The sequence below is a fragment of the Paenibacillus sp. BR1-192 genome (assembly GCF_029542445.1).
Taxonomy (GTDB): domain Bacteria; phylum Bacillota; class Bacilli; order Paenibacillales; family Paenibacillaceae; genus Paenibacillus_AQ; species Paenibacillus_AQ lautus_A.
In genome coordinates this window covers 4,297,614-4,320,757 of the sequence record NZ_CP120718.1, presented here as the reverse complement: position 1 = coordinate 4,320,757, position 23,144 = coordinate 4,297,614, and the positions used below count along the sequence as shown (strand labels likewise).

The 23,144-nt window shown below is 50.3% G+C and carries 26 protein-coding genes; 24 read left to right on the top strand and 2 right to left on the bottom strand.

Annotated features, from left to right (window positions below):
* The first annotated feature begins 5 nt into the window (after nt 1-5).
* The 13 genes from P0X86_RS19145 to P0X86_RS19085 all read left to right on the top strand — a co-directional run bounded on the left by P0X86_RS19145 (nt 6) and on the right by P0X86_RS19085 (nt 9,199).
* Nucleotides 6-704: a class I SAM-dependent DNA methyltransferase gene (locus P0X86_RS19145; protein ID WP_277746217.1), complete on the top strand. Its 699-nt coding sequence runs from the start codon at nt 6-8 to the stop codon at nt 702-704.
* A gap of 18 nt (nt 705-722) precedes the next feature.
* The gene (locus P0X86_RS19140; protein ID WP_277746216.1) at nt 723-1,202 is read left to right on the top strand and encodes a GNAT family N-acetyltransferase; all 480 of its coding nucleotides are present in this window, start codon (nt 723-725) and stop codon (nt 1,200-1,202) included.
* Between the two features lie 49 nt (nt 1,203-1,251).
* Nucleotides 1,252-1,908: an HAD family hydrolase gene (locus P0X86_RS19135; protein WP_096774228.1), complete on the top strand. Its 657-nt coding sequence runs from the start codon at nt 1,252-1,254 to the stop codon at nt 1,906-1,908.
* Nucleotides 1,909-1,912: 4 nt separating this feature from the next.
* On the top strand, nt 1,913-2,512 hold the full coding sequence (locus P0X86_RS19130) for a GNAT family N-acetyltransferase (protein ID WP_277746215.1): 600 nt from the start codon (nt 1,913-1,915) through the stop codon (nt 2,510-2,512).
* 12 nt (nt 2,513-2,524) lie between these two features.
* Nucleotides 2,525-2,794 carry a hypothetical protein gene (locus tag P0X86_RS19125; protein ID WP_090908551.1) on the top strand — a complete coding sequence of 90 codons (270 nt, stop codon included), beginning with the start codon at nt 2,525-2,527 and terminating at the stop codon, nt 2,792-2,794.
* A 64-nt stretch (nt 2,795-2,858) separates the two neighbouring features.
* Entirely contained in the window at nt 2,859-3,557 is a 699-nt protein-coding gene (locus P0X86_RS19120) for a YjjG family noncanonical pyrimidine nucleotidase (RefSeq protein WP_277746214.1), read from the top strand.
* A gap of 160 nt (nt 3,558-3,717) precedes the next feature.
* Nucleotides 3,718-4,365 (top strand): HAD family hydrolase, encoded by a 648-nt coding sequence (locus P0X86_RS19115; RefSeq protein ID WP_096774225.1) that lies wholly within the window; start codon nt 3,718-3,720, stop codon nt 4,363-4,365.
* 333 nt (nt 4,366-4,698) lie between these two features.
* Nucleotides 4,699-5,316, top strand: a complete 618-nt coding sequence (locus tag P0X86_RS19110) for a YqaA family protein (protein ID WP_036661104.1) — start codon at nt 4,699-4,701, stop codon at nt 5,314-5,316.
* The gene (locus tag P0X86_RS19105) at nt 5,317-5,853 is read left to right on the top strand and encodes a phosphatase PAP2 family protein (RefSeq protein ID WP_015735943.1); all 537 of its coding nucleotides are present in this window, start codon (nt 5,317-5,319) and stop codon (nt 5,851-5,853) included.
* A gap of 22 nt (nt 5,854-5,875) precedes the next feature.
* Complete coding sequence (locus P0X86_RS19100; protein WP_096774223.1) at nt 5,876-7,117, top strand: MGDG synthase family glycosyltransferase; 1,242 nt, start codon at nt 5,876-5,878, stop codon at nt 7,115-7,117.
* Between the two features lie 18 nt (nt 7,118-7,135).
* Nucleotides 7,136-7,771: a DedA family protein gene (locus tag P0X86_RS19095; RefSeq protein WP_277746213.1), complete on the top strand. Its 636-nt coding sequence runs from the start codon at nt 7,136-7,138 to the stop codon at nt 7,769-7,771.
* Between the two features lie 157 nt (nt 7,772-7,928).
* Complete coding sequence (locus P0X86_RS19090) at nt 7,929-8,294, top strand: glyoxalase superfamily protein (protein WP_096774221.1); 366 nt, start codon at nt 7,929-7,931, stop codon at nt 8,292-8,294.
* A complete protein-coding gene (locus P0X86_RS19085) occupies nt 8,294-9,199 on the top strand; it encodes a hypothetical protein (RefSeq protein ID WP_277749063.1) in 906 nt (301 codons plus the stop codon). The genes P0X86_RS19090 and P0X86_RS19085 overlap by 1 nt, the downstream gene beginning before the upstream one ends.
* Before the next feature lie 94 nt (nt 9,200-9,293).
* Here the strand turns inward: P0X86_RS19085 and pdxR are convergent, their stop codons facing one another.
* The gene (gene pdxR / locus P0X86_RS19080) at nt 9,294-10,721 is read right to left on the bottom strand and encodes a MocR-like pyridoxine biosynthesis transcription factor PdxR (RefSeq protein ID WP_277746212.1); all 1,428 of its coding nucleotides are present in this window, start codon (nt 10,719-10,721) and stop codon (nt 9,294-9,296) included.
* A gap of 110 nt (nt 10,722-10,831) precedes the next feature.
* On the opposite strand from pdxR, the gene P0X86_RS19075 reads away from it, so the two are divergent.
* The 9 genes from P0X86_RS19075 (at nt 10,832) to bshB2 (ending at nt 18,528) form a co-directional block, all read left to right on the top strand.
* A complete protein-coding gene (locus tag P0X86_RS19075) occupies nt 10,832-11,812 on the top strand; it encodes an aldo/keto reductase (protein ID WP_277746211.1) in 981 nt (326 codons plus the stop codon).
* Nucleotides 11,813-11,980: 168 nt separating this feature from the next.
* A complete protein-coding gene (locus P0X86_RS19070) occupies nt 11,981-12,505 on the top strand; it encodes a YfiT family bacillithiol transferase (protein ID WP_096774217.1) in 525 nt (174 codons plus the stop codon).
* A gap of 158 nt (nt 12,506-12,663) precedes the next feature.
* Nucleotides 12,664-13,665 carry a Gfo/Idh/MocA family protein gene (locus P0X86_RS19065; RefSeq protein WP_096774216.1) on the top strand — a complete coding sequence of 334 codons (1,002 nt, stop codon included), beginning with the start codon at nt 12,664-12,666 and terminating at the stop codon, nt 13,663-13,665.
* A gap of 22 nt (nt 13,666-13,687) precedes the next feature.
* The gene (locus P0X86_RS19060; protein WP_096774215.1) at nt 13,688-14,635 is read left to right on the top strand and encodes an AraC family transcriptional regulator; all 948 of its coding nucleotides are present in this window, start codon (nt 13,688-13,690) and stop codon (nt 14,633-14,635) included.
* Between the two features lie 14 nt (nt 14,636-14,649).
* Entirely contained in the window at nt 14,650-15,738 is a 1,089-nt protein-coding gene (locus tag P0X86_RS19055) for a Gfo/Idh/MocA family protein (protein ID WP_009595639.1), read from the top strand.
* A 191-nt stretch (nt 15,739-15,929) separates the two neighbouring features.
* Nucleotides 15,930-16,724: a helix-turn-helix transcriptional regulator gene (locus P0X86_RS19050; RefSeq protein WP_096774594.1), complete on the top strand. Its 795-nt coding sequence runs from the start codon at nt 15,930-15,932 to the stop codon at nt 16,722-16,724.
* Nucleotides 16,725-16,909: 185 nt separating this feature from the next.
* The gene (locus P0X86_RS19045) at nt 16,910-17,401 is read left to right on the top strand and encodes a 2-thiouracil desulfurase family protein (RefSeq protein WP_277746210.1); all 492 of its coding nucleotides are present in this window, start codon (nt 16,910-16,912) and stop codon (nt 17,399-17,401) included.
* Nucleotides 17,402-17,504: 103 nt separating this feature from the next.
* Nucleotides 17,505-17,849 (top strand): YojF family protein, encoded by a 345-nt coding sequence (locus P0X86_RS19040; protein WP_015735930.1) that lies wholly within the window; start codon nt 17,505-17,507, stop codon nt 17,847-17,849.
* 22 nt (nt 17,850-17,871) lie between these two features.
* Complete coding sequence (gene bshB2 / locus P0X86_RS19035; RefSeq protein ID WP_277746209.1) at nt 17,872-18,528, top strand: bacillithiol biosynthesis deacetylase BshB2; 657 nt, start codon at nt 17,872-17,874, stop codon at nt 18,526-18,528.
* 155 nt (nt 18,529-18,683) lie between these two features.
* Here the strand turns inward: bshB2 and cdaS are convergent, their stop codons facing one another.
* Complete coding sequence (gene cdaS / locus P0X86_RS19030; RefSeq protein WP_096774213.1) at nt 18,684-19,301, bottom strand: sporulation-specific diadenylate cyclase CdaS; 618 nt, start codon at nt 19,299-19,301, stop codon at nt 18,684-18,686.
* A gap of 241 nt (nt 19,302-19,542) precedes the next feature.
* On the opposite strand from cdaS, the gene P0X86_RS19025 reads away from it, so the two are divergent.
* On the top strand, nt 19,543-21,381 hold the full coding sequence (locus P0X86_RS19025; protein WP_277746208.1) for an assimilatory sulfite reductase (NADPH) flavoprotein subunit: 1,839 nt from the start codon (nt 19,543-19,545) through the stop codon (nt 21,379-21,381).
* Between the two features lie 36 nt (nt 21,382-21,417).
* Nucleotides 21,418-23,142: an assimilatory sulfite reductase (NADPH) hemoprotein subunit gene (gene cysI, locus P0X86_RS19020; protein WP_277746207.1), complete on the top strand. Its 1,725-nt coding sequence runs from the start codon at nt 21,418-21,420 to the stop codon at nt 23,140-23,142.
* Nucleotides 23,143-23,144 lie beyond the last annotated feature (2 nt).

Genomic DNA, 23,144 nt, shown 5'->3' with positions numbered 1-23,144 from the left:
AAATCATGTTCGACTTATCTTCGAAGTATTATGACGTGATCTACAGCTTCAAGGACTATGAGCAGGAGGCGCGGCAGGTCCGGGAATATATCGAAAGACAAAGCAAGGAGTACCAAACCATTCTGGATGTAGCCTGCGGAACGGCGGAACACGCTGTTTTCTTGAAGCAGCACTATGCAATCGATGGAATCGATTTGAACCCCGAATTCGTAGCTATAGCGAAGTCGAAGAATCCCAAGGGGGATTATTCGGTGGCTGATATGACCCGTTTTCGACTCGGCCGGAAGTATGACGTGATTATGTGTCTGTTCAGCTCCATCGGGTATGTGAACACGCCGGAGCTGTTGGTTCAAACCCTTGTGCAGTTTAGGGAACATCTGAACGAGGAAGGTATCATTCTAGTTGAGCCATGGCTTACGCCGGACGTTTGGACAACCGGAAGAGTGGACACGATCACGACCGAGCGCCATGGGATCCACATGAGCAGAATGTCCCATTCGGATCGCGCAGGTAATGTTTCGATCATGAATTTTTCGTATTTGTTTGGCAGCGAGGTTGGAATCGAGCATTACACGGAGGAGCATCGTATGGGTCTGTTTACCGTGGAAGAGATGATCGGGGCATTTCGGGAAGCGGGACTGGATGTGGAGCACGATACGCAAGGCTTGATCGGAAGAGGCATGTATATTGCCCGAATAGCTTAGTAAGGAGGACCTCAAAATATGTATGCGCATAGACCGCTGAGGGATGAGGATTTGCAAGCGATTTGCAGCTTTCCTCAAACGCCGGAAGAACTGTTTTACATGAGCCCGAGATCGGAATTCCCTTTGACGCCGGATCAAATCCTGAGTTTGCTTGAGAACCGCTTTGATCCCACGGTTATCGTTGAAGAATCCACCGGGCAGGCCGTCGCCTACGCGAATTTTTATGAAGATGCGGATGGATCGTTGTGGCTTGGCAATGTCGTTGTTGCACCGTCGCACCGTGGACTCGGTGCAGCGCAGAAGCTGTTGCGTACCATGATGGACATCGCCAAAGAAAAATACGAAATGGAACGTTTTTATCTAAGCTGTCATAATACCAATTCCAGAGGGCTTGTTTTTTATCATAAGTTGGGGTTCGAGCCGTTCGATGTCCGCATCACGGCGTTAGATGACGATCGGAAAATGATTACCATTCAGATGAGGCTGGATTTGGTCTGAGCAAGTCGTGTTGTTCAGTCGGATTCTGAGGTGAAAGGGGAGCTTTGGGATGAACACCATACAAGCGGTGCTGTTTGATTTCGATGGTACTTTAGCAGATACGCTGCCGCTCTCGTTTAAAGCGTTCCGGGCGGTTTTCTTGAAGTACGAAGGCCAGCGGTTGACCGATGCCGAGATCGTTCAGACGTTTGGGCCAACGGAGGAAGAGATCATTGCCAATTATCTTTCGAATCCGGCCCATGTTGATGAAGCCGTAGAATATTATTACGAAGTGTTTGAGCAGAATTTTCAAGAGCATGTGCAGGTATCGGAAGCCGTACAGGATCTAATTGTGAAGCTGTCGGATTTACGTTTACCCATGGTTATTATCACGGGCAAGAGCAGAAGATGCCTGGATATATGTTTAAGAAACCTGAAACTGGACGGGTATTTTGCCGCTACCATTACGGGAGATGAGGTTGAACGTTCTAAACCGGACCCGGAAGGGATATTCAAAGCCGTTCAGCTGTTGGGTCTGAGGACATCGGACGTGGTTTTTGTCGGGGACAGCGATGCCGACATTGCGGCTGGCAAATCAGCTCAGGTATTAACCATCGGGGCGCATTGGTTTGATACCGTTCAGAATGCACAATTTGCGGTGGAACCCGACTATATGTTTACACGGCCCGATCAGTTGATAACATGGATCATGGCGAGGAATCATTGAGCGAATGAAAGCAGGGGTTATATTGAACAGCAAGACAACTATCGATTTCCAGGGTAAGCCCTTTACGATTGAATGTGAGGACATCTTCCTTCGGGAATATTTGTTGGAAGATCTGGATGCGATCTGCAAGATCACGCACGAACCGGAGATCAGACAGTTCCTGCCTGGATGGGATGTATCAAGGGAACAGCGGCGAGAATGGTTAACCGACTATGAAATGCCGGAGAATCGGCGGTTCCTGCAAGCCGTTCAAGACGGCGGGGATGTGGGGCAGCTGCGTCTGCGGTTAGCCATCGTCTTGAAAGAAACAGGCGAGTGCATCGGCTGGTGCAATAGCGGTCCTAAGGAAGAGCTGCCCCCGCCTAACCGGGAGATTATGTACGGAATCTCCAATCGGTATTACAATAAGGGATATGCCACCCAAGCCGTGCGGGCGTTAATCCGTTATTTGTTCCGGAATACAAGGGAGCGAGAACTCAACGCAATCGCCGTCGTTCATAATCGTGCTTCCAATATAGTAATCCAAAAGTGCGGATTTGCCTATATCGGCGAGATCGAACTTGAGCAGGAGCGGTATCATCACTATAAATTATGCGATGAGTAACAGGGAGGCCCAATGAAACAGCTTGCCCTTGGAGCGGGGATATTCATTGTGACGGAATTGCTTTTGATCACGCTTTTAGGCGTGGACGAATGGGCAATGATGGTGTTCTCAGCAGGTGTAATCATTACGATATTATTGTTGATTTTCATGCGTCTGACGGAGTTGGTGAAGAGTAACAGAGACCGTCTAGATCATCAACAAAGGCAGAGGATCCAGGAATTGAACCGACAATCCAGATTAACTTCGACATCCGACAATGGTTCGATGAATCCGGATGAATAAAATGTTATGCTGGGTAGCGAAAGGGTAATGGTTGAAGTTAAGCAGCAAGAAAGGAGGCCCAGCCTTGCGATACAACGTTATTTTATTTGATGCGGACGATACGCTATACGACTATGCCCAATCGGAGGCGTTTGCGTTAGCCGGCGTTTTTGGCGAAATCCACCAGGAGTGCACGAATGCGATCGTAGACAGTTACAGGCGCATAAACCAGCAGTTGTGGAACGATTTCGAGCAGGGGATCGTGACGCAGGGCGAATTGCGTACGGCTCGGTTCGAAAGACTCCTGGAGGAACATAGTATCAAATGCGCTTTGGACGCTGAAGCCTTTAGCAATGTCTACATAAAGTATTTAGGACAGGGCTCCTTTCTCATGGAAGGGGCAGAGAAGCTGTGCAGTCAACTGTCCGAGCGCGGTCAACGCATGGCCATCATCACGAACGGAATCAAGGAAGTGCAGTTTAATCGTATCAGCCGATCGGCGCTGTGCGATTCCTTTGAATGTATCGTGGTTTCGGAGGATGCAGGATCTCAAAAGCCGCACGAAGGAATATTCGATTACGCCTTCGATATGTTAAACCACCCGGATAAAAGCGAGGTGCTCATTGTTGGCGATTCGTTAACTTCCGATATACAAGGAGGCATCCGTTACGGGATAGATACCTGCTGGTATAACCCGCAGCGAAAGGCCAATCCGACGTCCATTCACCCCAAGTATGAGATACATACTTTGGAGGAGCTTCACGACATCATTTCATCCGAATGACCGTGCTTTGGCCAGATCGATGAAGTTGGGAGTGCGCGGTGCGGTTTCGTCGAGGTATTCAATCCCGATGTCCTCCGCGGACATCAATCCGGAGTGCTGGGAACGGTGCTCGATCTCATCTGGGGTTAACTAACAGAACATTCAGCAAAGGAGCATGAACATGATACAGGCATTTATTTTTGACATGGACGGGGTCATAATTGACAGCGAACCGCTGCACTTTGAAGTGGATATCCAGGTGATGAACTACTACGGATCCTCGATAACCCATGAACAATTGGAGAAGTATGTAGGCATGACCAATCCGGAGATGTGGGCAGCCATTAAACATGAGCATCAGCTTGCGCAATCCGTATCGGAGATTATCGAATACCAATTGTCCAATAAAATCGAGATGCTCACCTCTCGGGAAATGGAGCCGATTGCCGGCATTCGGGAACTTCTGGCTGAACTTAAAGCACGTCGTATCCCTGCTGCGATTGCATCATCCTCGCCTCCCGTATTTATTACGGCCGTCTTGCGCAAGTTCGATCTCCTGGATCAATTCGAATGCGTCGTGAGCGGTGAAGAAGTGGAAAAAGGAAAACCGGCGCCGGATGTGTACCTCAAAGCGGCTGAATTGTTAGGCGTGGAGCCCGAGCACTGCATGGTGCTGGAGGATGCCCGGCATGGCGTCGCTGCAGCGAAGGCGGCCGGCATGACATGCATCGGCTTCGTGAACCCGAATTCGGGAAATCAGGATTTGTCGCAAGCCGATCATGTCGTGGATTCCATCGGGGACGTTCTGAGGATTTGCCAATTTGAATAGGGCTTGGTCTTGGATCCTGGCAGTTTGGCCGCGCACATTGCGGCTGAGCTGTTTTTTTGTTTTTGGTCCAATTGGTTATAAACCCAACTTATTGATCATAAAACTCGTTTATACTATATCTACTATATTATATCTACTATTAGGATCTAGACCTAAGTCTAGGTTCATTATCGTCTGAAGACGGAAGGCATCCTCCTCCATTCGTGATATCCTTGCATTAACATGATACGGGAGAGGAATGTGAACCGATGATTTCAAATTCGTATGTAAGCAACGATATCGCACGATACACGGGCTGCCCAAGGGTCAGCCAAGCAGAGGAGATTAGTCTTGATGGATTTTTTACGTAATTTAGGCGATATCGGATTATTCATTCATGCCATGATCGACGCGATCATTTTTCCGATTCCGGCACTGTTCTCGCAGTTGTCCTTAAGTGCCTTGAGTCCGGACCGTGCGATCTGGCTCGCCACGATCGGGTTTGTCGGGTGCTTGATCGGAACGCCCATCGGATATGGAATCGGCAAGGCTTCAGGTCATTTGGTGTTGACCAAGATCATGAAGAAAAAATGGTATGATTCTGCCACTGCTTTGTTCACCAAGCATGGCGAAGCCGCTATCCTGGTCGGTGCGTTTACGCCGATTCCCTTCAAAATATTCACCATTCTATCCGGCTGCATGAACTATCCTTTATGGAAGCTTATCAGCTATGCAGCGCTCGGACGCGCCGTGAAGTTCTACACGGTGGGTGTGCTGTTCTACGTATATGGCCGTGCTGCCGAGAATATGGTGGACAGCGTGCTTACGATTATTTTGTTATCCGTAGGTGCTCTGATCGGGGGCATTTGGTTGACGGTGCGGCTTATCAAGAAGCGCAGGAATAAACGTTCGGAGGTCCCCGTCGTGAAGGGGCCAAAAGATTCAATTGACGTAACGGCAGGTGAAGAATGAATGATAAAGCGACTGCAAAGTTTTGATCACCGGGTATTCGTTTGGTGCAACCAGACGATCAGCAACCGAGCCTTTGACCGGTTGTTCGGCGGCATCACCCATCTCGGCGGAGCCACCTTCACCATTCTGAGCGCGTTGCTTATCGCCTGGGCAGCATTCGAAGCTTGGGATATAACGGCATATCAGAGTGCCATTGCGTTAACCGTTAGCCATCTGATCGTGGTCCTCATCAAGAGAATCGTCAGAAGAGATCGTCCCTTCCGGGTTTTGGAGCAGGTAAAGATCGGAAATTTCCCGCTGAAGGATTACTCCTTCCCTTCCGGTCATACAACGGCGATTTTTGCAGTCATTACCCCGCTGCTGTTTCTGGTTTCGCCGCTGCCGACGATACTGCTGATCATGCTGGCTGCGCTGGTCGGTCTATCCCGTATCTATTGGGGATATCATTACCCGACCGATTGTCTGGCGGGAAGCCTGATCGGATTCGGATCGGGATGGCTGGTCGTTTACCTGATGCATGTCTTGGGAAACACATAACGTTAGATAAGGAGTAATATCAATGAGATCCATATATGAGCAAAAAATCATCATATTAACCGGAAGTCTGGGAGAGGGTCATAACCAGGCATCAAAGGCCATTGTGGAATCAGCAAAAAGAAAATACCCTCATCTGCGCGTTAAAGTCATTGATTACATGGAGTTAACCCATCCGCGGCTGCATGTGGCCGGACAGTTTTTCTTTGTGCAGTGGATGAAGCATTTTCCATCCGTTTACGGTTATTTGTTCCAAAAAACGCGCGAGGAAAACACGCTCATTCAGATGCTGAAACGCTTCAGTACCTTCAGTCTTCAAAAACTGAGCGCAATGCTGGAAATCGAAAAGCCGGCTATCGTAGTCAGTACGTTTCCGCCGGCAGCGGCAGGCATGTCGCTGTTGAAAGCAATGGGTTACACGGACGTGCCGACGGCCACCGTCATGACGGATCATACGGATCACAGCTATTGGATCCATTCGCATACGGATTATTACATGGTGGGTTCCGATGTGGTCCAGGTTGCATTGGAGCGCAAAGGCGTGCCGAGCGAAAAAATCTCGGTGACCGGAATACCCGTCAACCCGCTCTATAGTCAACCGGTGGATGAGGAACGGCTGCGCGATTATTATGGCTTGAAACCATCCGAGCAGGTCGTGCTGATCATGGGCGGCGGAGAAGGGATGATCGATAAAGAAATTATCGAGCTCTTGAAATCCAGGGCATACCCGCAGGATGTTCGGTTTATGGTCGTCTGCGGACGCAATATGAAATTATATCAATCGCTGCTGGAAGAGTTTGCGGAGCATCCGCAAATCACCGTCATGGGTTATGTGGATCGTATGCATGAATTGATGGCGATGGCCGACTTGATGGTGACGAAGCCGGGAGGTCTCACGATTTCCGAAGCATTAACGATGGAACGTCCCATGCTGTTGGTTAAACCCTTGCCTGGCCAAGAGCAGGACAATGCCGACTACCTGGTTGGCATTGGCGTGGCACGTCAAGCTATGGCGGGAGAACTGCAGCTTCAATTCATGACGCTAATGACGGATCCGTCCTTGCTGCAAGAGATGAAGCGAAAAGCGGCCATTAACACGCATAAAGATTCGGCTCTATCGGTTCTGACCCGATTGATGGAGATTCAACGGCGTTACCGCCCTTCGCGAGAATGGGCCGAAGAAAAGAACCCGGTGCCCTACGAGGTGCTGAACAGGGAAGTTTATGTGAATGAAGCCCTGCACCACTACCATGACAGTTATCGGTAAGACGAAGGAGTTTTCCCCATGAGTTTGTTTGAATTGGTTGAGCGGTTGTTTGAACAATATGGTTATCTGGTGTTATTGATTGGGCTCCCTCTTGATTTTATTGCTCTTCCAATTCCTCCAGGAAATACTACCCTGACTTATACCGGGTTCCTGACCTATAAGGGGGTCATCGACATGGTTCCGGCCATGGGATCTGCTTTTATAGGAGCGGCCATGGGACTGACCATTACCTATATCCTCGGCTACCGGTTAGGGATGCCGCTGATTGAACGCTATGGAAAATGGCTGTTCATCAAGCCGTCCCTTGTGGAGAAAACACAGGCGTATTACAGCAAGTATGGGAACAAGCTGCTCATTGTCTGTTTTTTCATTCCCGGAGTCAGGCAGTTTATCGGGTATTTCATCGGCATGATTCGGGTTCCCTACCGGACGGTTTGGATATACGGATACACGGGAGTGGCTGCATGGGTATTGGCCTTCTTCAGCATAGGCTTTATATTCGGGGAGCAGTGGCAGTACATTCTGAATGTGGTGGAGCATTATTTGAAAGTCATCTTTCTCTGTCTGGCAGGTTCGTTTCTCGTTCTGCTGGTTTGGAGCCGCGTGAAACGCGAGAAGGCCAAGAAACTAACCAAAGTGACAAGGAATGAATAGTTTGGATCCATGACCCGGCGAAGGATCATTGGTTTGCTCGGGTTTAGTTTATATAAGATAGGGACGAGCTGTGAAGTGATTTGTGATAAGATCTAAATTAAGTCAACAGCAGCACATACATAATGTAAACGAATGATGAGAGGAGGGAGGGGCTGGCATGAGCAAAATCATACCGTTGTTCAGGGTATTCGACGAAACGAAGGCAAGGGAATTCTACATGCAGTATCTTGGTTTCACCTTGGACTGGGAGCACCGGTTTGACGATTCGGCGCCGCTTTACATGCAAATATCCAAAGGTTCCTTATTGATCCATTTAACGGAGCATTACGGTGACTGCTCCCCTGGAGCAGCCATTCGCGTGGAGATCGCAGGAATTGAAGCTTTTCACGAACAGCTGTCAAACCAGAACTATCCGTATCAGAGACCCGGAATCGAGATCGCCCCATGGAACAGCAAAGAGGTACGTGTAACGGATCCGTTCGGCAATCGAATCACTTTCTACGAGGAGATGGAACCCGAGTGATGAAGCTAAACGAGATACGATGGGAACAAGCAAGGCAATATATGCTGCAGGGGGCCAGAAGCCTTGAACGGGCCTTGTTCCGATATGAATTCGAGAACGGGTCGTTTACGGATGTGCTGATTGAGCTTTCCAGCTACCAGAACGAGGATGGCGGATTCGGTCATGGTCTTGAGCCTGACCTTCGCTGCAAGGAATCATCCGCCCTGGCGACGACCAGAGCGCTGGAGATTCTTCGGTTACATCCGAATCATCCCGAGCGGAACGAACGGGTTATATCCGCGTTACAGTATCTCGAGCATACGTATGTGCCTGAACGCTCAGGATGGGACATTATCCCCAAAGAAGCGGAGCAGTCACCTAGAGCGATTTGGTGGCAATACGGCGCTTTTAAGGACCATTGGGGCAATCCCAATGCAGACATCATCGCTTATTTTATCGATGAACGGGAGCTGTACCCTCTGGAATCGCTGGATTTCTTGGTTCGTTATGCTCTGGACTACCTGAATCGAACCAGCGATTTAAAAGAAATGCATGAACTGTTTTGTTACTTGCGCTTGCATGAGCGATTGCCAAAGGAACAGGCATCGGAGATAAGGGAGGCTTTGGAGGCTTTCATGGACAACTGCATTAGCCTGGACCCCGGCAGCCGGGAGGGATACGGGGCAACACCGCTGAGCATTATGGACACGCCGAACTCTCCTTACTTTCCAAAATATCGAGCGCTTCTTCCGGCGGAGCTGGATTTGCTTATAGAGAACCAGGGCGAAGATGGGGCCTGGGAGCCGAATTGGAGCTGGTACCAATTCGAAGAGGTATGGCCGTCGGCCAAGGAAGAATGGAAGGGCGTTATGACACTGAATGCGCTTCGGACGCTGCGTAATTTTGACCGGATTGAAGGGATATGATGGCAAGATCCTGAGGATGAAACAGATATGGCTCGGTTCGCCGTAAAGCGAACCGAGCCATTGTTGTTTGGAGAAGGGAAGATATGCCCGCAAATCAAGATGAATCCCTGCAAGGGGAAGCAAATGCGTAAACCCTGCTTAAGCCTTCTTCGATCTCTTCCGTCGAAAGGTTTCCATATCCCAATACGATCCCTGTCGAACCCGGAGGACGCGATGGCGAGATTCTGTAATTAGAAGCAGGCTCGACGCGAAACCCGTATGAGACCGTATCGTTCCATGGGAGGAGAGCGTAAGCTTGAGGACCGAATATCACCTGAAGATGCATCCCCGCATCATCGCCGACAATGGAAATATCCTGCCCGAACAAGTGATGGAGCCGCTCCGTTAATACATTGCGGCGTTTCTTGTACACTTTTTTCATCTTATGGATATGCCGTTCCAGATGGCCGTCCAGAATGAATTGGCTTAGCGCTTGTTGAATGACGGTTGGGGTATGTATATTCAGTTTACCTTTCATCTCGGTTATGGCATCGGTTAGATCAGGCGGGACGATCATGAATCCGATCCGGAGGCTCGGCGTTAAGGTTTTACTGAATGTTCCCACGTGAATGACTCTCGAAGGCGAGAGCGTCTGCAGAGGAGGCACCGGGATTCCTCGAAGCCGGAATTCGCTGTCATAATCATCTTCGATCACGAAGGAGTCGGCTTCCTCCAGCATCCGGATGGCCTGATGTCTGCGCTGTATGGATAGTACGCTGCCGGAAGGAAACTGATGTGACGGCGTTAATAAAACCAGATGACCTGGTGCGAAACTCGTCATGGCGTCGATGCGCATGCCGCTGTGATCCACCTCAACCGGCACAAGCCGATAGTTCATCATCTGAAAAATATCGCGGGTAATATCGATCGTGGGGTCTTCGATATAGATGGAATGAAACCTGGAAGCTAACGATTTGGCAAGGAGGAGCAACCCTTCGGAAGCGCCGGACACGATCACGATTTGATCGGATGAGCATTGGATGCCCTTGGACCGGAATACATAGTCGCAAATGGCAGAGCGCAGCATCTTATCACCTTTGATGTGACCGTAATCATGGTTTGCATTCACGGAGTCCTCAGCAGCTTGTTTCAAGTACTTGGCCCAGATGTGCCTTGGAAACATCTTCTGATCGGGAATGCCGGCGGCAAAATCGATCATGTGCGAATGTTCAGTTGATGTAACTTTATGGATCGGCTGCTCGCCGCCAGATGGCTCGTTTCGTGAATGGGGAGAAGGTATTATCCCGCCCGCTACATAGGTGCCTGATCCTACGCGCCCTTCCAAATATCCCTCAGCCGTCAGCTGCTCATATACCTCGATGACTACATTGCGCGCAATGCCCCACTCTTTGGCCAGAACCCGGGTCGGAAGCAGCCGTGCTCCCGCTGCCAGCTGTCCCGATTCGATCAGCCTTCGCAGCTGCTGGCATACCTGATGGGTAACGGATCGTTTCGATTCACGGTCGATATAAATGCCGTACACCGTATCCCTCCTTTAATTGGTTCCTCCAAATTCACCATCATTGGATCTCATCACAAACCATTTTCCTAATTATACTGAAGGCGAACCAATTCGAAAAGGGAGGAACTATCATGGATAGAACGTTAGGCAGATCGCAAATCCCGGTAAGCCCGCTCGGCTTAGGCTGCTGGGCAATGGGCGGGAATTTTACGTTGGACGGCTTGTCCGACGGATGGGGCGAGGTGGACGAACGTGAATCCGTTGCAGGGATTCATGCGGCCCTGGAGAGGGGTGTTAACTTTTTTGATACGGCAGACGTTTATGGTACCGGGCATAGCGAACGGGTGCTTGGCCGCGCATTAAAAGGAAAGCGGCACGAAGCCGTGATAGCCACCAAATTCGGATATACCTATGATGAAACAACGAAGGAAGTTTTTACGCGTTATAATGTTACGCCGGATTATATCCGCTACGCTTGCGAGCGGTCTCTTCAGCGACTCGATACGGATTATATCGATCTCTATCAGATTCATGTAGGCGGATTACGACCGGATGAGGTGGAAACGGTGATTGATGCCTTAAACGGTCTTCGTCAAGAAGGGCTGATCCGTACATATGGCTGGAGTACCTGGGATACGGCCAATGCCGAGTTATTTGCAGAGCGATCCGAAGCGGCAGCCATTCAGCACGTGCTGAATGTTCTCAGTGACGATAAGGAGATGCTTGCCCTTTGCGAACGTCATGGTTTGGCGAGCATCAATAATACGCCTTTGGCCATGGGGCTGTTAAGCGGGAAATTTAATCAGGACACCCGATTCAATGATCAAGATGTGCGAGGAAGCGGTCACGACTGGGTCGCCTATTTCAAGGAGGGTAAGGCCGTACCGTCGTTCCTCGCTAAACTTGAAGCGGTGCGGGAGATTTTGACGAGTGAAGACCGTACTTTAGTTCAAGGAGCGTTAGCATGGATTTGGGGAAGAAGCCGCGCGGCGATTCCGATTCCGGGTTTCAAAACGAGAAGGCAAGCGGAAGAACTAATAGGAGCCGTTGCTTTTGGACCTTTAACGGCTGGACAGATGAACGAAATCGAAGGAATACTGGGCTCTATGTAGTCACATTCCAGTTATGTAGCAGGAGAGAAGCCCATGGCAGATGCCGAGGGCCTTTTCGACGGAAATAAGCAGCATCCATCAGGAGTGCAGACACTATTATTTTTCGGCGGAGATGCTAAAATCATGACATGGAATGATCTCAAACATAATGGAAGGGAGAGAGGGAACATGGATTTGAGGTATCCGATAGGACAGTTTGACTGGGGAGGCAGCACGTCGCCTGAGCACAGGAAGGTCTGGGTCCGAGAGATTAAGGGAATGCCGGAGAAGCTGAGGGCAGCGGTCCAGGGGTTAAGCCACGAGCAACTGGATACGGCTTATCGCGAGGGCGGCTGGACGATCCGCCAGGTTGTTCACCATCTTGCTGACAGTCATATGAACAGCTATATCCGGTTTAAACTTGCGTTGACGGAAGAGAACCCGACGATTAAACCGTATGACGAGCAGAAATGGGCTGCCCTGCACGATTCATTGACACAAGACATTGAGGCTTCGCTTGCATTGATCGACGGATTACATGCCAGATGGGTCGCTTTATTGGAGAATATGAAGGATGGGGACTATCTGAGAACGTTCTACCATCCCGAAAACCAGCGAACAACGAGTTTGGAATACGCCGCAGGCATGTATGCATGGCATGGAAATCACCACATTGCCCACATCACGTCAGCCAGAGAACGATTTGGATTTTAGTCGAAATCACATCGAACTCCGTCATACGACGGGGTTCTTTGTGTAAGGCCATGTCGTGATTTCTAACTTGATTGTCGCAATTTTACACTGTGAATCAGGCGGTACGTGTGATAGATTAATGGCATGATGTCTTAATATTAGATACTGAGGTGACTAGAATGATCAGAATCGGAAAAATTAGTTATTGGCATGTGCACGCATGGGATTATACGAAACAAGCGCAGGAGCATCCCGATGCTCAGATCGTAGCGGTATGGGATGAGAATCCGGAGCGGGGAAGAGAAGCCGCCGAGAAGCAAGGCGTGCGTTTTCATGAATCGCTGGATGACATGCTGCAAAGCGACGATATTGATGCCGTGATCGTGGATGCCCCGACATCCATGCACAGAGAAGTCATGTTGAAGGCCGCAGCGGCAGGCAAGCATATTTTCACGGAAAAAGTAATTGCTGCAACCCTTCAGGAGGTCAATGATATCATTAAAGCCGTGAAGGAGAATCAGGTCAAATTCACGGTATCGCTACCGCGGCTGAATGACGGTTATACGCTGGCGATCCGTGAGGTATTGGAGCAGGGATTGCTGGGAACCGTGACGCTCGTTCGCGTTCGCTTGTCCCACAATGGCGCAACCGCCGGTTGGCTGCCTGAGCATTTCTACAGCCTGGAGGAGTGCCGCGGGGGTGCCCTGATCGATCTGGGCTGCCATCCGATGTATTTGACGCGCCTGTTCCTTGGTGAGGAAGCCATTGACGTCCAAGCGAATTTCGGATACATAACCGGCAAAGAGGTAGAAGACAACGCCGTTGCCACGCTCTCTACGGCGGCGGGTGCCGTCGGCGTGGTGGAAGCCGGATTCGTTAACAACTTCTCTCCGTTCACGATCGAGATTCATGGCACGGATGGAACCATCCTGTACGGTACGCCGGATAGCAAGCTTCTGATTCGTTCAACGAAAAAAGAAGAGTACAAGGATGCTTGGGTTGAGCTGCCGGTACCGGCGAACCGCGCAAGTGCTTTTGAACAATGGATTTCTCATATTCAAGAAGATACCGTTGCCGAAGAAAATATCGCATATGCGGTTGAATTGACCAAATTGATGGAGGCAGCCAATCGTTCGGCCAAGGAGCATCGTGCTGTAAGATTGGATGAACTTCAAGCATAAGATACAGGGATGATGCACCGGGATGAATAACCATTTTCCATACGAAATGATGAAAGAGCGGCAGGATGCCTTGGAGCGGCTTGATCTTAGGGTCTATTGGGGACGTTACGAGATCCGGGTCCTTCGGTTTCATCTCACCACCTTCCCGCCCGGGAAGATTGTCTCCTTCCATAAGCATGCGGAGTATGAATTTCATTTCATACCCCGCGGCAAGGGGACCGTTATTATGGAGGATGAGCCGTATGCGCTGCGGGAAGGGATGTTCTATTTAACGGGTCCGAACGTGCTTCATTATCAGGAAGCGGATACCGCGGAACCGATGGACGAATTATGCCTGCACGTCGACATCATTCCCCGCGATGAGATTTCCGAGCCTGAGAGCCCGGCACTGCCTGTTTCGGATCCTTGGGAAATGGCGGAAGCCGATGACTGCATGGAGAAGCTCAGAGAATTGCCGATGAAGCCGGCGATGGACATCCATCGAGCGATGCCTTATTTTCTTGAGGCTTATCAGGCTTCGCAGGAGAAATATTCGGGTCTGTACACAACGATCAAGCAATGCCTTATTCAGATATTGCTGCGCGCTGTGCGCGCATATGAATCCGAGCCATCGGAAGCGGAGCTGCCTTCGCGCGATATGAAGGCTTACCGTTATCAATTGGCGCTGGAGTATATCCATGCGAATTCTTCGGGGGAGGTTGTGCTGGATGACGTCGCAGAGAAGCTGCATATCAGCTCAAGACAGCTGCAGCGGATATTCAAGGAGCAAGCGGAAGGTCAGTCCTTCAGCGAGATCCTGGAGCATGTCCGCCTGGAAGCCGTGTGCAGGAAGCTGATCGATACCAATTGGTCGATTGACAAAATCGCCATTCACGAAGGCTTCTCCAGCGGCAGTTATCTGCATACCGTTTTCCGAAAGAGATACGGATATACGCCAACAACATACCGAGCCATGAATGTGAAATTGTAGGGGGAGTATCAGCCATGGGCAAAACCATTCGAATTGGAATTATTGGAAGCGGCGGCATTGCGGGGGAGCATGCAAAGTACTATAAACAAATTGACGATGTGCAAATTGTTGCCGTAGCTGATATTTTACCCGGCAGAGCCGATCAGTTTATTGAGCGCTGGGGATTGCAGGGAGCCATCGGATTCGATGACCACCGCAGATTGTTGGATCTTGACCTGGACGGCGTAAGCATCTGTACGCCGAACGTCGCTCATTACCGTACGACGATCGATGCGCTGTCGGCGGGCAAACACGTTATGCTTGAAAAACCGATGTCGGTCACTTTGGATGAAGCGATCGAGATGGTTCAAATCTCGAAGAAGACCGGGAATATGCTTAATGTAGGCTTCCAGCCGCGATATGACCCGAACATGGGCATCATTAAGAATTTGATCCAGAACGGCGAGCTTGGAAAAGTGTACTATGTGGAAACCGGGGGCGGCCGCCGACGGGGAATGCCAGGAGGCACGTTTGTACGCCAGGAAATCGCCGGGGCAGGCGCTATGGCGGACATCGGATGCTATTCCCTGGACATGGCGCTGAACGCCCTGGGATATCCCAAGCCATTAACGGTATCCGCTTATACGTCGAATTATTTCGGGACGAATCCCAAATACCATGCGGAAGCCGGAGCGTTTAACGTAGAGGATTTCGGGGTAGCCATCATTCGGTTTGAAGGCGACCTTGTGCTTAACTTTAAAACATCCTGGGCTATGCATATGGATACGCTCGGGGCAACGATGTTCCTTGGGACGGACGCGGGCATGAAGATTACGCCTGCAGGCTCAGGCCCTTGGAGCGGTGTATGGGACGGGAAGGTAGGCTCGATTTCCTTGTTCCACGATATCCAGGGCCATCATACCGAAAGCGCAATACCGCTGATCAGCCATGAGCTGAATGTATTCCAGGAGAAAATCAAGGATTTCGTTAGCGCGGTGCGCGAAGGCAAGCCGGCGCCGATTCCGGGTGAGCAGGTGCTTCGCAATCAAGCGATACTGGACGGTATTCTGCGATCCTCCCAAAGCAAAAAAGAAGTGGAAATCCATATTCCGGATATGGATTAAGATGATGAAAGCCGTGCAACCAGCGCGGCTTTTTAGTTGCAATTTTAATTATTTAATTCGTGAATATAGCATTGCAAATGCTTCCATTTTTTAAATGGATATGATAGTATGAATGCGAACAATTGTTCTTCGACAGAGATGAATTGGAATCCATACATAACATATCCGGTATGAAAGATGGTGCAGACCTGATGACTGATCGATATGCTGAAATCGATGAAGTAATCGCTTATATTCACAAGAATATTTACGAGCCTCTCCCGTTATCAACGCTTGCGGATTACATCGGGTACAGCCCATATCACTTCTCGCGTATATTCAAGGATCGAATCGGGCTGCCTCCGTTATATTATGTTTCATCGCTTCGCCTGGAGAAGGCAAAGGATTTGCTGTTACATACGCATCTAAGCATACGGGATATCGCCATGGAGATCGGCCAGCAGAGTCTGGGGACGTTTACGACACGCTTCACGGAGAGGGTGGGGGTGACCCCTTCGCAATTCCGGAACTCGAAGGAGGAGGCCGACGAGCATCTGTTAGCCCTGCAGAAGCTGAACAGCTGGCGCGAGTCCATGCCGGTAGATAATCCCGATTTGACGGTTGAAGGCACGATCGAGGCCGCGGCTCCCTTTCAGGGCGTGATTTTGATCGGGCTGTTTGCCAAGCCGATCCCCGAAGGGTTTCCCCTATACGGTACTTTGCTTTCATCCGTCGGCTCCTTTCGTTTTACCGACGTCAGACCCGGCACATATTATTTGATGGCTACTTCGGTCCCATGGGGCATGCAGGCGGTCGATTTCCTGCTTCCTCAGTCCACTACGCTGCGTACCCGTTCAAAGGAGCCCGTTATCGTAAAGCCGTACGCCAGGACGCCGCATCTTCATGTTACGCTCCACGTTCCCCGGCTGGATGATCCGCCGATTCTGATTTCCTTGCCGATTTTAATGAATCATTTCCTTAAGAGGGTTGCTCCCATGCTGAGATGAGTCATGATGGAGAGAAGCGGTCTGGTTCGTAAAATGGATACACTTTTGGCATTAAGGGCTTCCGAACGCAGCGGCAGCTCTTCATTGCATTTCGTTGACATTTGGGTTCTGATTCATGATACTTGAATGAGGGCGAACGGCTTCGATTGTAAGTTTGTATGAACGAAAGATTTGAGGTGGCATCTGTGATTGTTGTAAGCTCATGTTTAGCCGGTATGAAAGTTCGCTATAATGCGACTGACAGCATGGATACGAATATTCAGCTGCTTGTTGAAGCGAAGAAAGCCGTAACCGTATGTCCCGAACTGCTGGGTGGATTCACCATCCCTCGAGAACCTGCGGAGATCGTTGGAGGGAACGGGGATGATGTACTGGCGGGAAAAGCCAGAGTGGTGGAGCTATCGGGCAGAGACGTGACCGAGATGTATATCCAAGGTGCACACCAGGCTCTTCGAATGGCACAAGAGCTTGGAGCCTTGCTGATCGTCCTGAAAGAGGGAAGTCCTTCCTGCGGAAGTGCCATGATTTATAACGGAGAATTTGACAATGTGAAACAGGCCGGTTATGGCGTGACTACGGCTCTTCTGCGCCGGGAAGGCTATACGGTTATATCTGAGCACGAGCTAAGCGTTTATGCGGCACAGCCGGAATACGCAACTCTCTTTGCCGAGAGATAATCTTGTTCATCGGTTTTGAGGGTTTTCGTCCTGCTCAATAATTATGATAGAATTATCATATCGACTGCTTATGGCGTAGTGATTCTTTATATTGGAGGGAAATATGGAACTCATAAATCAAACTGAAGTACAGCAAATGATTGATAAATTGAAGGATCAGGATTTATATATCCATCTTGAGATGACGACAGGCGCCTATGCTGCCCATTATGACAGCTCCAAACACCCGGCGGCTAATTTTATAACGAACGCAACCATTCGTTACAGTCATGGTTCCATATCCGGCAACGGACCTTACAGGGTCGGATTGAAGATGGGCCAAGGCTGGGTATATACGGAAGGACTCACCCACTTCGAGCAGACGGACACCGAACGGCTCATCATGGCGGGTCATGACAGTCAGGGGAAACTGGTTGTCGCTTTGCAGCTGAGCCGGGAACCTTTTTAATAGAGAGAGGAGACGAGGATCGATGGAGCAAAACATACTGGTCGTATTGCCGCATCCGGATGACGAGGCTTTTGGTTTGTCCGGAACGCTGGCTAAATATATTATTGAAGGCGCACATGTAACCTACGCGTGTTTAACGCTGGGGGAAATGGGCCGCAATATGGGCATTCCTCCCTTCGCGAATCGCATTACGCTTCCAACGATACGCAAAGCGGAGCTGGAAGAATCCTGCAAAGCCATCGGCATACAGGATCTGAGATTGCTTGGTTTCCATGATAAAACGATTGAGTTCGAGGATCAGGACAAACTGGACGGCGTGATTGCTTCTCTGCTTCAGGAGATCAAGCCATCGCTGGTGTTCACGTTCTACCCTGGTTACAGCGTGCACCCCGATCATGATGCAACAGGCGAGGCCGTCATTCGAACGATTGGTCGGATGCCGTCCGAAGAAAGACCCGTGGTCCAATGTCTGGCTTTCTCCAACAACTGTGAACAGGAATTGGGTAAACCGGATGTCTACCAAGACGTATCCATGTTTATGGTGCAGAAGCTGAACTCCATTCAAGCTCATCGCTCTCAATTCCAAGCAGCCGAGCTGCTTGGCAAGAAACAGATGAAGGCCAAGGAAGTGGAGCAGCGCTTCGGAACGGAGCGTTTCTGGACCTATACCTTTGCATAAAAGATCCATCATCGGTTGGATCCATAAAAAGAGCCGCAGACTCAGCATCTGCGGCTCTTTTTTTCAAGGTTTAGTCTACTGAGATATGTCGGCTTCGGTCAGGAAGGGTTACTCTTCATTTGCTTCTAGGAGGCAGAATGAATCAACAGCCAATGCTAGGGGCTGCTGATGGATAAAGGATACATTGTGCCTTCCATACAGAAGGAGGTTCTCCCGGTCTCTTCCGATACAACGAGGACCAAGGCATCACTGATCTCGGATAGTCCTATGGCTGCACGGTGACGGGTTCCGAGCTTGCGATCCCCGTAGGTTTTGGCGGTTAACGGGAGCACGTTCGCAGCCGAAATAATCATATCTTTGCGCACGAGCACAGCTCCATCGTGGAGCGGACTGCCCGGAACGAATATGGATTCAAGCAGGGGGCTCGTGATTTCTGCCGACAAGGGAATGCCGGGCGTTATTAAGGAATCCAGGCCGTCCTCGCGTTGAATAACAATTAACGCACCCAGATTTTTTTGGCTGAGATGGTATACAGATTTCGCGATTTCTTGATATTTGCTGGTGAAGGGGAAGAGAAAACAATTGAGATAATACGTTGATGAAATCGATTCGGCTTCCATGAACTTGGTTCGTATCGAGTCCAGCTCCCCTAGCAGGCAGGAGCCGTCTCGATCCAAATTGACGATAACCTGCTGCAGGTGGCCCGTGATATCCGAAAGCTGTTCCTTTAATTTGCGTTTCAGCGGCGTAAAATTGCAGTCTTGATTGTGCATCCGATGTCTTCCTCCTTATCATTGGTATCATTACCATTCGGGGATGGCGATATTCCGTAATTCGGCTTGCTTTTATCCAGTAAACGTCGGGAAAACCGATTTATCAGGAAAACTGATAAATGCTATAAGAACATTGTAATTGACCGGTCCCGTAAGCTGTGATAGGTTCAGAGGAGCAATAAAATTAATTGTATCGCAATAGTAGGAATTAATAATGTGCGCTTTTGAGAGGTGGATATTGTTGGAACTTCAAGTAACGAACAGTCCTTTTAATCAGGAACAAGTGGAATTGCTGAATCGCTTACTGCCTACACTGACGGAATCCCAGCGGACGTGGCTGAGCGGCTTTATCGCGGCTTTGCAGGGAACGGCAGCCGCTGCGGCAGTTACTGCTTCACCGCAAGCGAGCGCGGCGGCAGCCGTATCGGCACCGGTCGTGTCAGCTCCTAAAGAAGTCACCGTCCTATATGGGTCTCAGACGGGCAATGGTCATGGATTATCGAAAAAGTTATCGAAGAAGCTTGAAGAAGTCGGATTGCAGGTCACCATGTCCTCGATGAGCGATTTCAAGCCGAACAACCTGAAGAAATTACAGAATCTCCTCATTATTGTAAGTACGCACGGAGAGGGCGAACCGCCGGATAACGCGATTCCATTTTATGAGTTCCTGCATGGCAAGCGGGCACCTCAGGTGGAGAATCTTCAATATTCCGTACTGGCGCTGGGGGATACCTCGTATGAATTTTTCTGCCAAACGGGTAAAGATTTCGACAAGCGCCTCGAGGAACTGGGCGGTAAGCGGCTGACGCCAAGAGTAGACTGCGACGTGGATTTTGATGAATCGGCCGCGGAATGGATGAATCAGGTCCTCCTATCGTTGAATGAGGCCGGAGCGGGATCGTCCGCTGTTGAACATGTAAGCGCGGTAGCCCTGACCGACAGTACGGAATCGGAATATTCGAGAAGCAATCCGTTTCAAGCCGAGATCCTCGAAAATTTGAATTTGAACGGAAGAGGGTCTGACCGGGAAACCCGTCATATCGAAATATCGCTTGAAGGATCGAATCTGCAGTATGAGCCTGGCGACAGTTTAGGCATCTATCCGGAAAATCATCCGCAGCTGGTAGATGATCTCATCGCTGAAATGGGATGGAATGCAGACGAAGCGGTCGTTGTGAACAAAAGTGGAGAAGCGCGGACGCTGCGGGATGCCTTGCTCCGTCAATATGAAATCACGGTTCTCACGAAACCTCTGATTGAACAGGCGGCTAAGCTGTCGGGGAGCGAAGGGCTTCGGAAACTGCTGGAGCCTGGACATGAGCAGGAACTTCGTGCCTATATCGAGGAACGGGATTTGCTGGATCTGGTACAGGATTATGGGCTGCAGCAAGTGGCGGCAAGCGATTTTGTATCCATTCTGCGCAAGATTCCGGCTCGTCTGTACTCGATCGCAAGCAGCTCCAAAGCGTTTCCAGATGAAGTCCATGTCACCGTTCGGACGGTCCGCTATGAAGCACACGGCCGCAACCGCTACGGGGTATGCTCGGTACAATTGGCAGAACGACTGGAAGCTGGCGATTCATTGCCGGTATACATTCAGCATAACCCGAACTTTAAACTCCCCGAGAATCCGGACACCCCGATTATTATGATTGGACCCGGCACGGGCGTGGCCCCTTTTCGGGCTTTCCTGGGGGAACGTGAAGAGACGGGCGCAGAAGGGAAATCGTGGCTGTTCTACGGCGATCAGCATTTCACGACGGACTTCCTCTACCAGATCGAGTGGCAGCGCTGGTTGAAGGATGGGGTGTTGACTCGCATGGATGTTGCCTTTTCACGGGATACGGACAAGAAAGTGTACGTGCAGCACCGGATGCTGGAGAACAGCAAGGAGCTGTACCAGTGGCTCCAAGAAGGGGCTTGCGTATATGTGTGCGGCGATGAGAAAAAGATGGCTCATGACGTGCACTCCGCACTGGGGTCCATTCTTGAACAAGAAGGCGGGATGAGTCCGGAAGAAGCTGCGGAATATCTGACGCTCATGCAGCAACAGAAACGTTATCAGCGGGATGTGTATTGAGGTCATCCCTGTGGTTTTCGAGAGGAGAAAAGGAACATGTCTGATAATAACCTTGTATCACCGAATAGTGCGCCGCATAGCGATGTCGAGGACATCAAGCGTCGAAGCAATTATCTGCGGGGCAGTCTTATAGAAACATTGGAGGATCGCATTACGGCATCGATTCCCGAAGACGATAACCGATTGATGAAATTCCACGGCAGCTATATGCAGGACGACCGGGACTTGCGAAACGAACGGCACAAGCAAAAGCTGGAGCCCGCTTATCAGTTCATGCTGCGCGTACGCGCAGCGGGCGGCGTCGTCACGCCGGAGCAATGGCTGATGATGGACCGCGTAGCCCAGAAGTATGCAAACGGCACGATTAGATTGACAACGCGTCAATCCTTCCAGCTCCACGGTGTATTGAAGTGGAATATGAAGAGAACCATTAAAGAAGTCAATGAAGCCATGCTTAGCACGTTGGCCGCTTGCGGTGACGTTAACCGTAATGTCATGTGCAATCCGAACCCCGATCAATCCGAAATTCATTCGGAGGTATACGAGTGGGCACGCATGCTCAGCAGTCATCTCGATCCGCGTTCGCGTGCGTATCATGAGATTTGGCTTGACGGCGAGAAGATCGTGGACAGCGCGCAGAATGGAGAGGAACAGGAGCCGATCTACGGCCCGGTGTACCTGCCGCGGAAATTCAAGATTGGGATGGCCGTGCCGCCTTCCAACGATGTCGATGTTTATTCCCAGGACCTCGGCTTCATAGCGATCGTGGAGGACGGCAAATTAAAAGGCTTTAACGTCTCGGTAGGCGGCGGCATGGGAATGACGCACGGTGATCCGCTAACCTATCCTCAAGTGGGGAAAGTCATCGGATTCTGCAAACCCGAGCAGATCGTGGACTTGGCCGAGAAAACGGTGACGATTCAGCGTGATTACGGAGACCGCGCAGTGCGCAAGCATGCTCGTTTCAAATATACGATTGATGACCGCGGAATCGATTGGTTCGTTAACGAGCTGACCAGCCGTCTGGGATGGAAGCTGGAGGAGGCAAAGCCGTTCCATTTCGATCATAACGGCGATCGTTACGGCTGGGTAAAAGGCAGCAACGGCAAATGGCATTTCACGCTGTTCATCCAGAACGGGCGCGTGAAAGACGATGCCGATTACCTGCTGATGACGGGTCTTCGCGAAATCGCCCAAATCCATAATGGCGATTTTCGATTGACGGCCAATCAGAATCTGATCATTGCCAATATCAGCAGCCACAAAAAGAAGAAGATTGAAGAACTCATCAAGCGTTACGGGCTGACGGACGGCCATCATTATTCTGCGCTGCGCAGAAATTCCATGGCATGCGTAGCCTTGCCGACTTGTGGATTGGCCATGGCCGAATCCGAGCGATATTTGCCGACGCTATTGGATAAAATCGATCCGATCCTGGAAGAGAACGGACTGAGCGAAGAGGACATCGTCATTCGAATGACAGGATGCCCGAACGGCTGTGCCAGACCGATGCTGGCCGAAATCGCGTTTATCGGTAAGGCACCGGGCAAATACAATATGTACCTGGGCGGCGGATTCTCCGGACACCGGCTGAACAAGCTTTATAAAGAGAACATCGGGGAGGCTGAGATTCTGGACTCCCTTCGCCAGATCATGAAGCAGTACGCAGAAGAACGCGAGATCGGCGAGCGCTTGGGCGATTATGTCATTCGCGCCGGTTACGTGAAGGAAGTATTGGACGGTCAACAATTTCACGCGTAATT

Bases quoted from the DNA above. Each gene is read 5' to 3' on its own strand.
- P0X86_RS19090 (WP_096774221.1), top strand. From the start codon at position 7,929: ATGAGCAAAATCATACCGTTGTTCAGGGTATTCGACGAAACGAAGGCA.
- P0X86_RS19095 (WP_277746213.1), top strand. From the start codon at position 7,136: ATGAGTTTGTTTGAATTGGTTGAGCGGTTGTTTGAACAATATGGTTAT.
- P0X86_RS19040 (WP_015735930.1), top strand. From the start codon at position 17,505: ATGGAACTCATAAATCAAACTGAAGTACAGCAAATGATTGATAAATTG.
- cdaS (WP_096774213.1), bottom strand. From the start codon at position 19,301: ATGCACAATCAAGACTGCAATTTTACGCCGCTGAAACGCAAATTAAAG.
- P0X86_RS19115 (WP_096774225.1), top strand. From the start codon at position 3,718: ATGATACAGGCATTTATTTTTGACATGGACGGGGTCATAATTGACAGC.
- P0X86_RS19085 (WP_277749063.1), top strand. From the start codon at position 8,294: ATGAAGCTAAACGAGATACGATGGGAACAAGCAAGGCAATATATGCTG.
- P0X86_RS19135 (WP_096774228.1), top strand. From the start codon at position 1,252: ATGAACACCATACAAGCGGTGCTGTTTGATTTCGATGGTACTTTAGCA.
- bshB2 (WP_277746209.1), top strand. From the start codon at position 17,872: ATGGAGCAAAACATACTGGTCGTATTGCCGCATCCGGATGACGAGGCT.
- P0X86_RS19125 (WP_090908551.1), top strand. From the start codon at position 2,525: ATGAAACAGCTTGCCCTTGGAGCGGGGATATTCATTGTGACGGAATTG.
- P0X86_RS19100 (WP_096774223.1), top strand. From the start codon at position 5,876: ATGAGATCCATATATGAGCAAAAAATCATCATATTAACCGGAAGTCTG.
- P0X86_RS19075 (WP_277746211.1), top strand. From the start codon at position 10,832: ATGGATAGAACGTTAGGCAGATCGCAAATCCCGGTAAGCCCGCTCGGC.
- P0X86_RS19105 (WP_015735943.1), top strand. From the start codon at position 5,317: ATGATAAAGCGACTGCAAAGTTTTGATCACCGGGTATTCGTTTGGTGC.
- P0X86_RS19140 (WP_277746216.1), top strand. From the start codon at position 723: ATGTATGCGCATAGACCGCTGAGGGATGAGGATTTGCAAGCGATTTGC.
- P0X86_RS19145 (WP_277746217.1), top strand. From the start codon at position 6: ATGTTCGACTTATCTTCGAAGTATTATGACGTGATCTACAGCTTCAAG.
- cysI (WP_277746207.1), top strand. From the start codon at position 21,418: ATGTCTGATAATAACCTTGTATCACCGAATAGTGCGCCGCATAGCGAT.
- P0X86_RS19060 (WP_096774215.1), top strand. From the start codon at position 13,688: ATGAATAACCATTTTCCATACGAAATGATGAAAGAGCGGCAGGATGCC.
- P0X86_RS19065 (WP_096774216.1), top strand. From the start codon at position 12,664: ATGATCAGAATCGGAAAAATTAGTTATTGGCATGTGCACGCATGGGAT.
- P0X86_RS19055 (WP_009595639.1), top strand. From the start codon at position 14,650: ATGGGCAAAACCATTCGAATTGGAATTATTGGAAGCGGCGGCATTGCG.
- P0X86_RS19070 (WP_096774217.1), top strand. From the start codon at position 11,981: ATGGATTTGAGGTATCCGATAGGACAGTTTGACTGGGGAGGCAGCACG.
- P0X86_RS19110 (WP_036661104.1), top strand. From the start codon at position 4,699: ATGGATTTTTTACGTAATTTAGGCGATATCGGATTATTCATTCATGCC.
- P0X86_RS19130 (WP_277746215.1), top strand. From the start codon at position 1,913: ATGAAAGCAGGGGTTATATTGAACAGCAAGACAACTATCGATTTCCAG.
- P0X86_RS19050 (WP_096774594.1), top strand. From the start codon at position 15,930: ATGACTGATCGATATGCTGAAATCGATGAAGTAATCGCTTATATTCAC.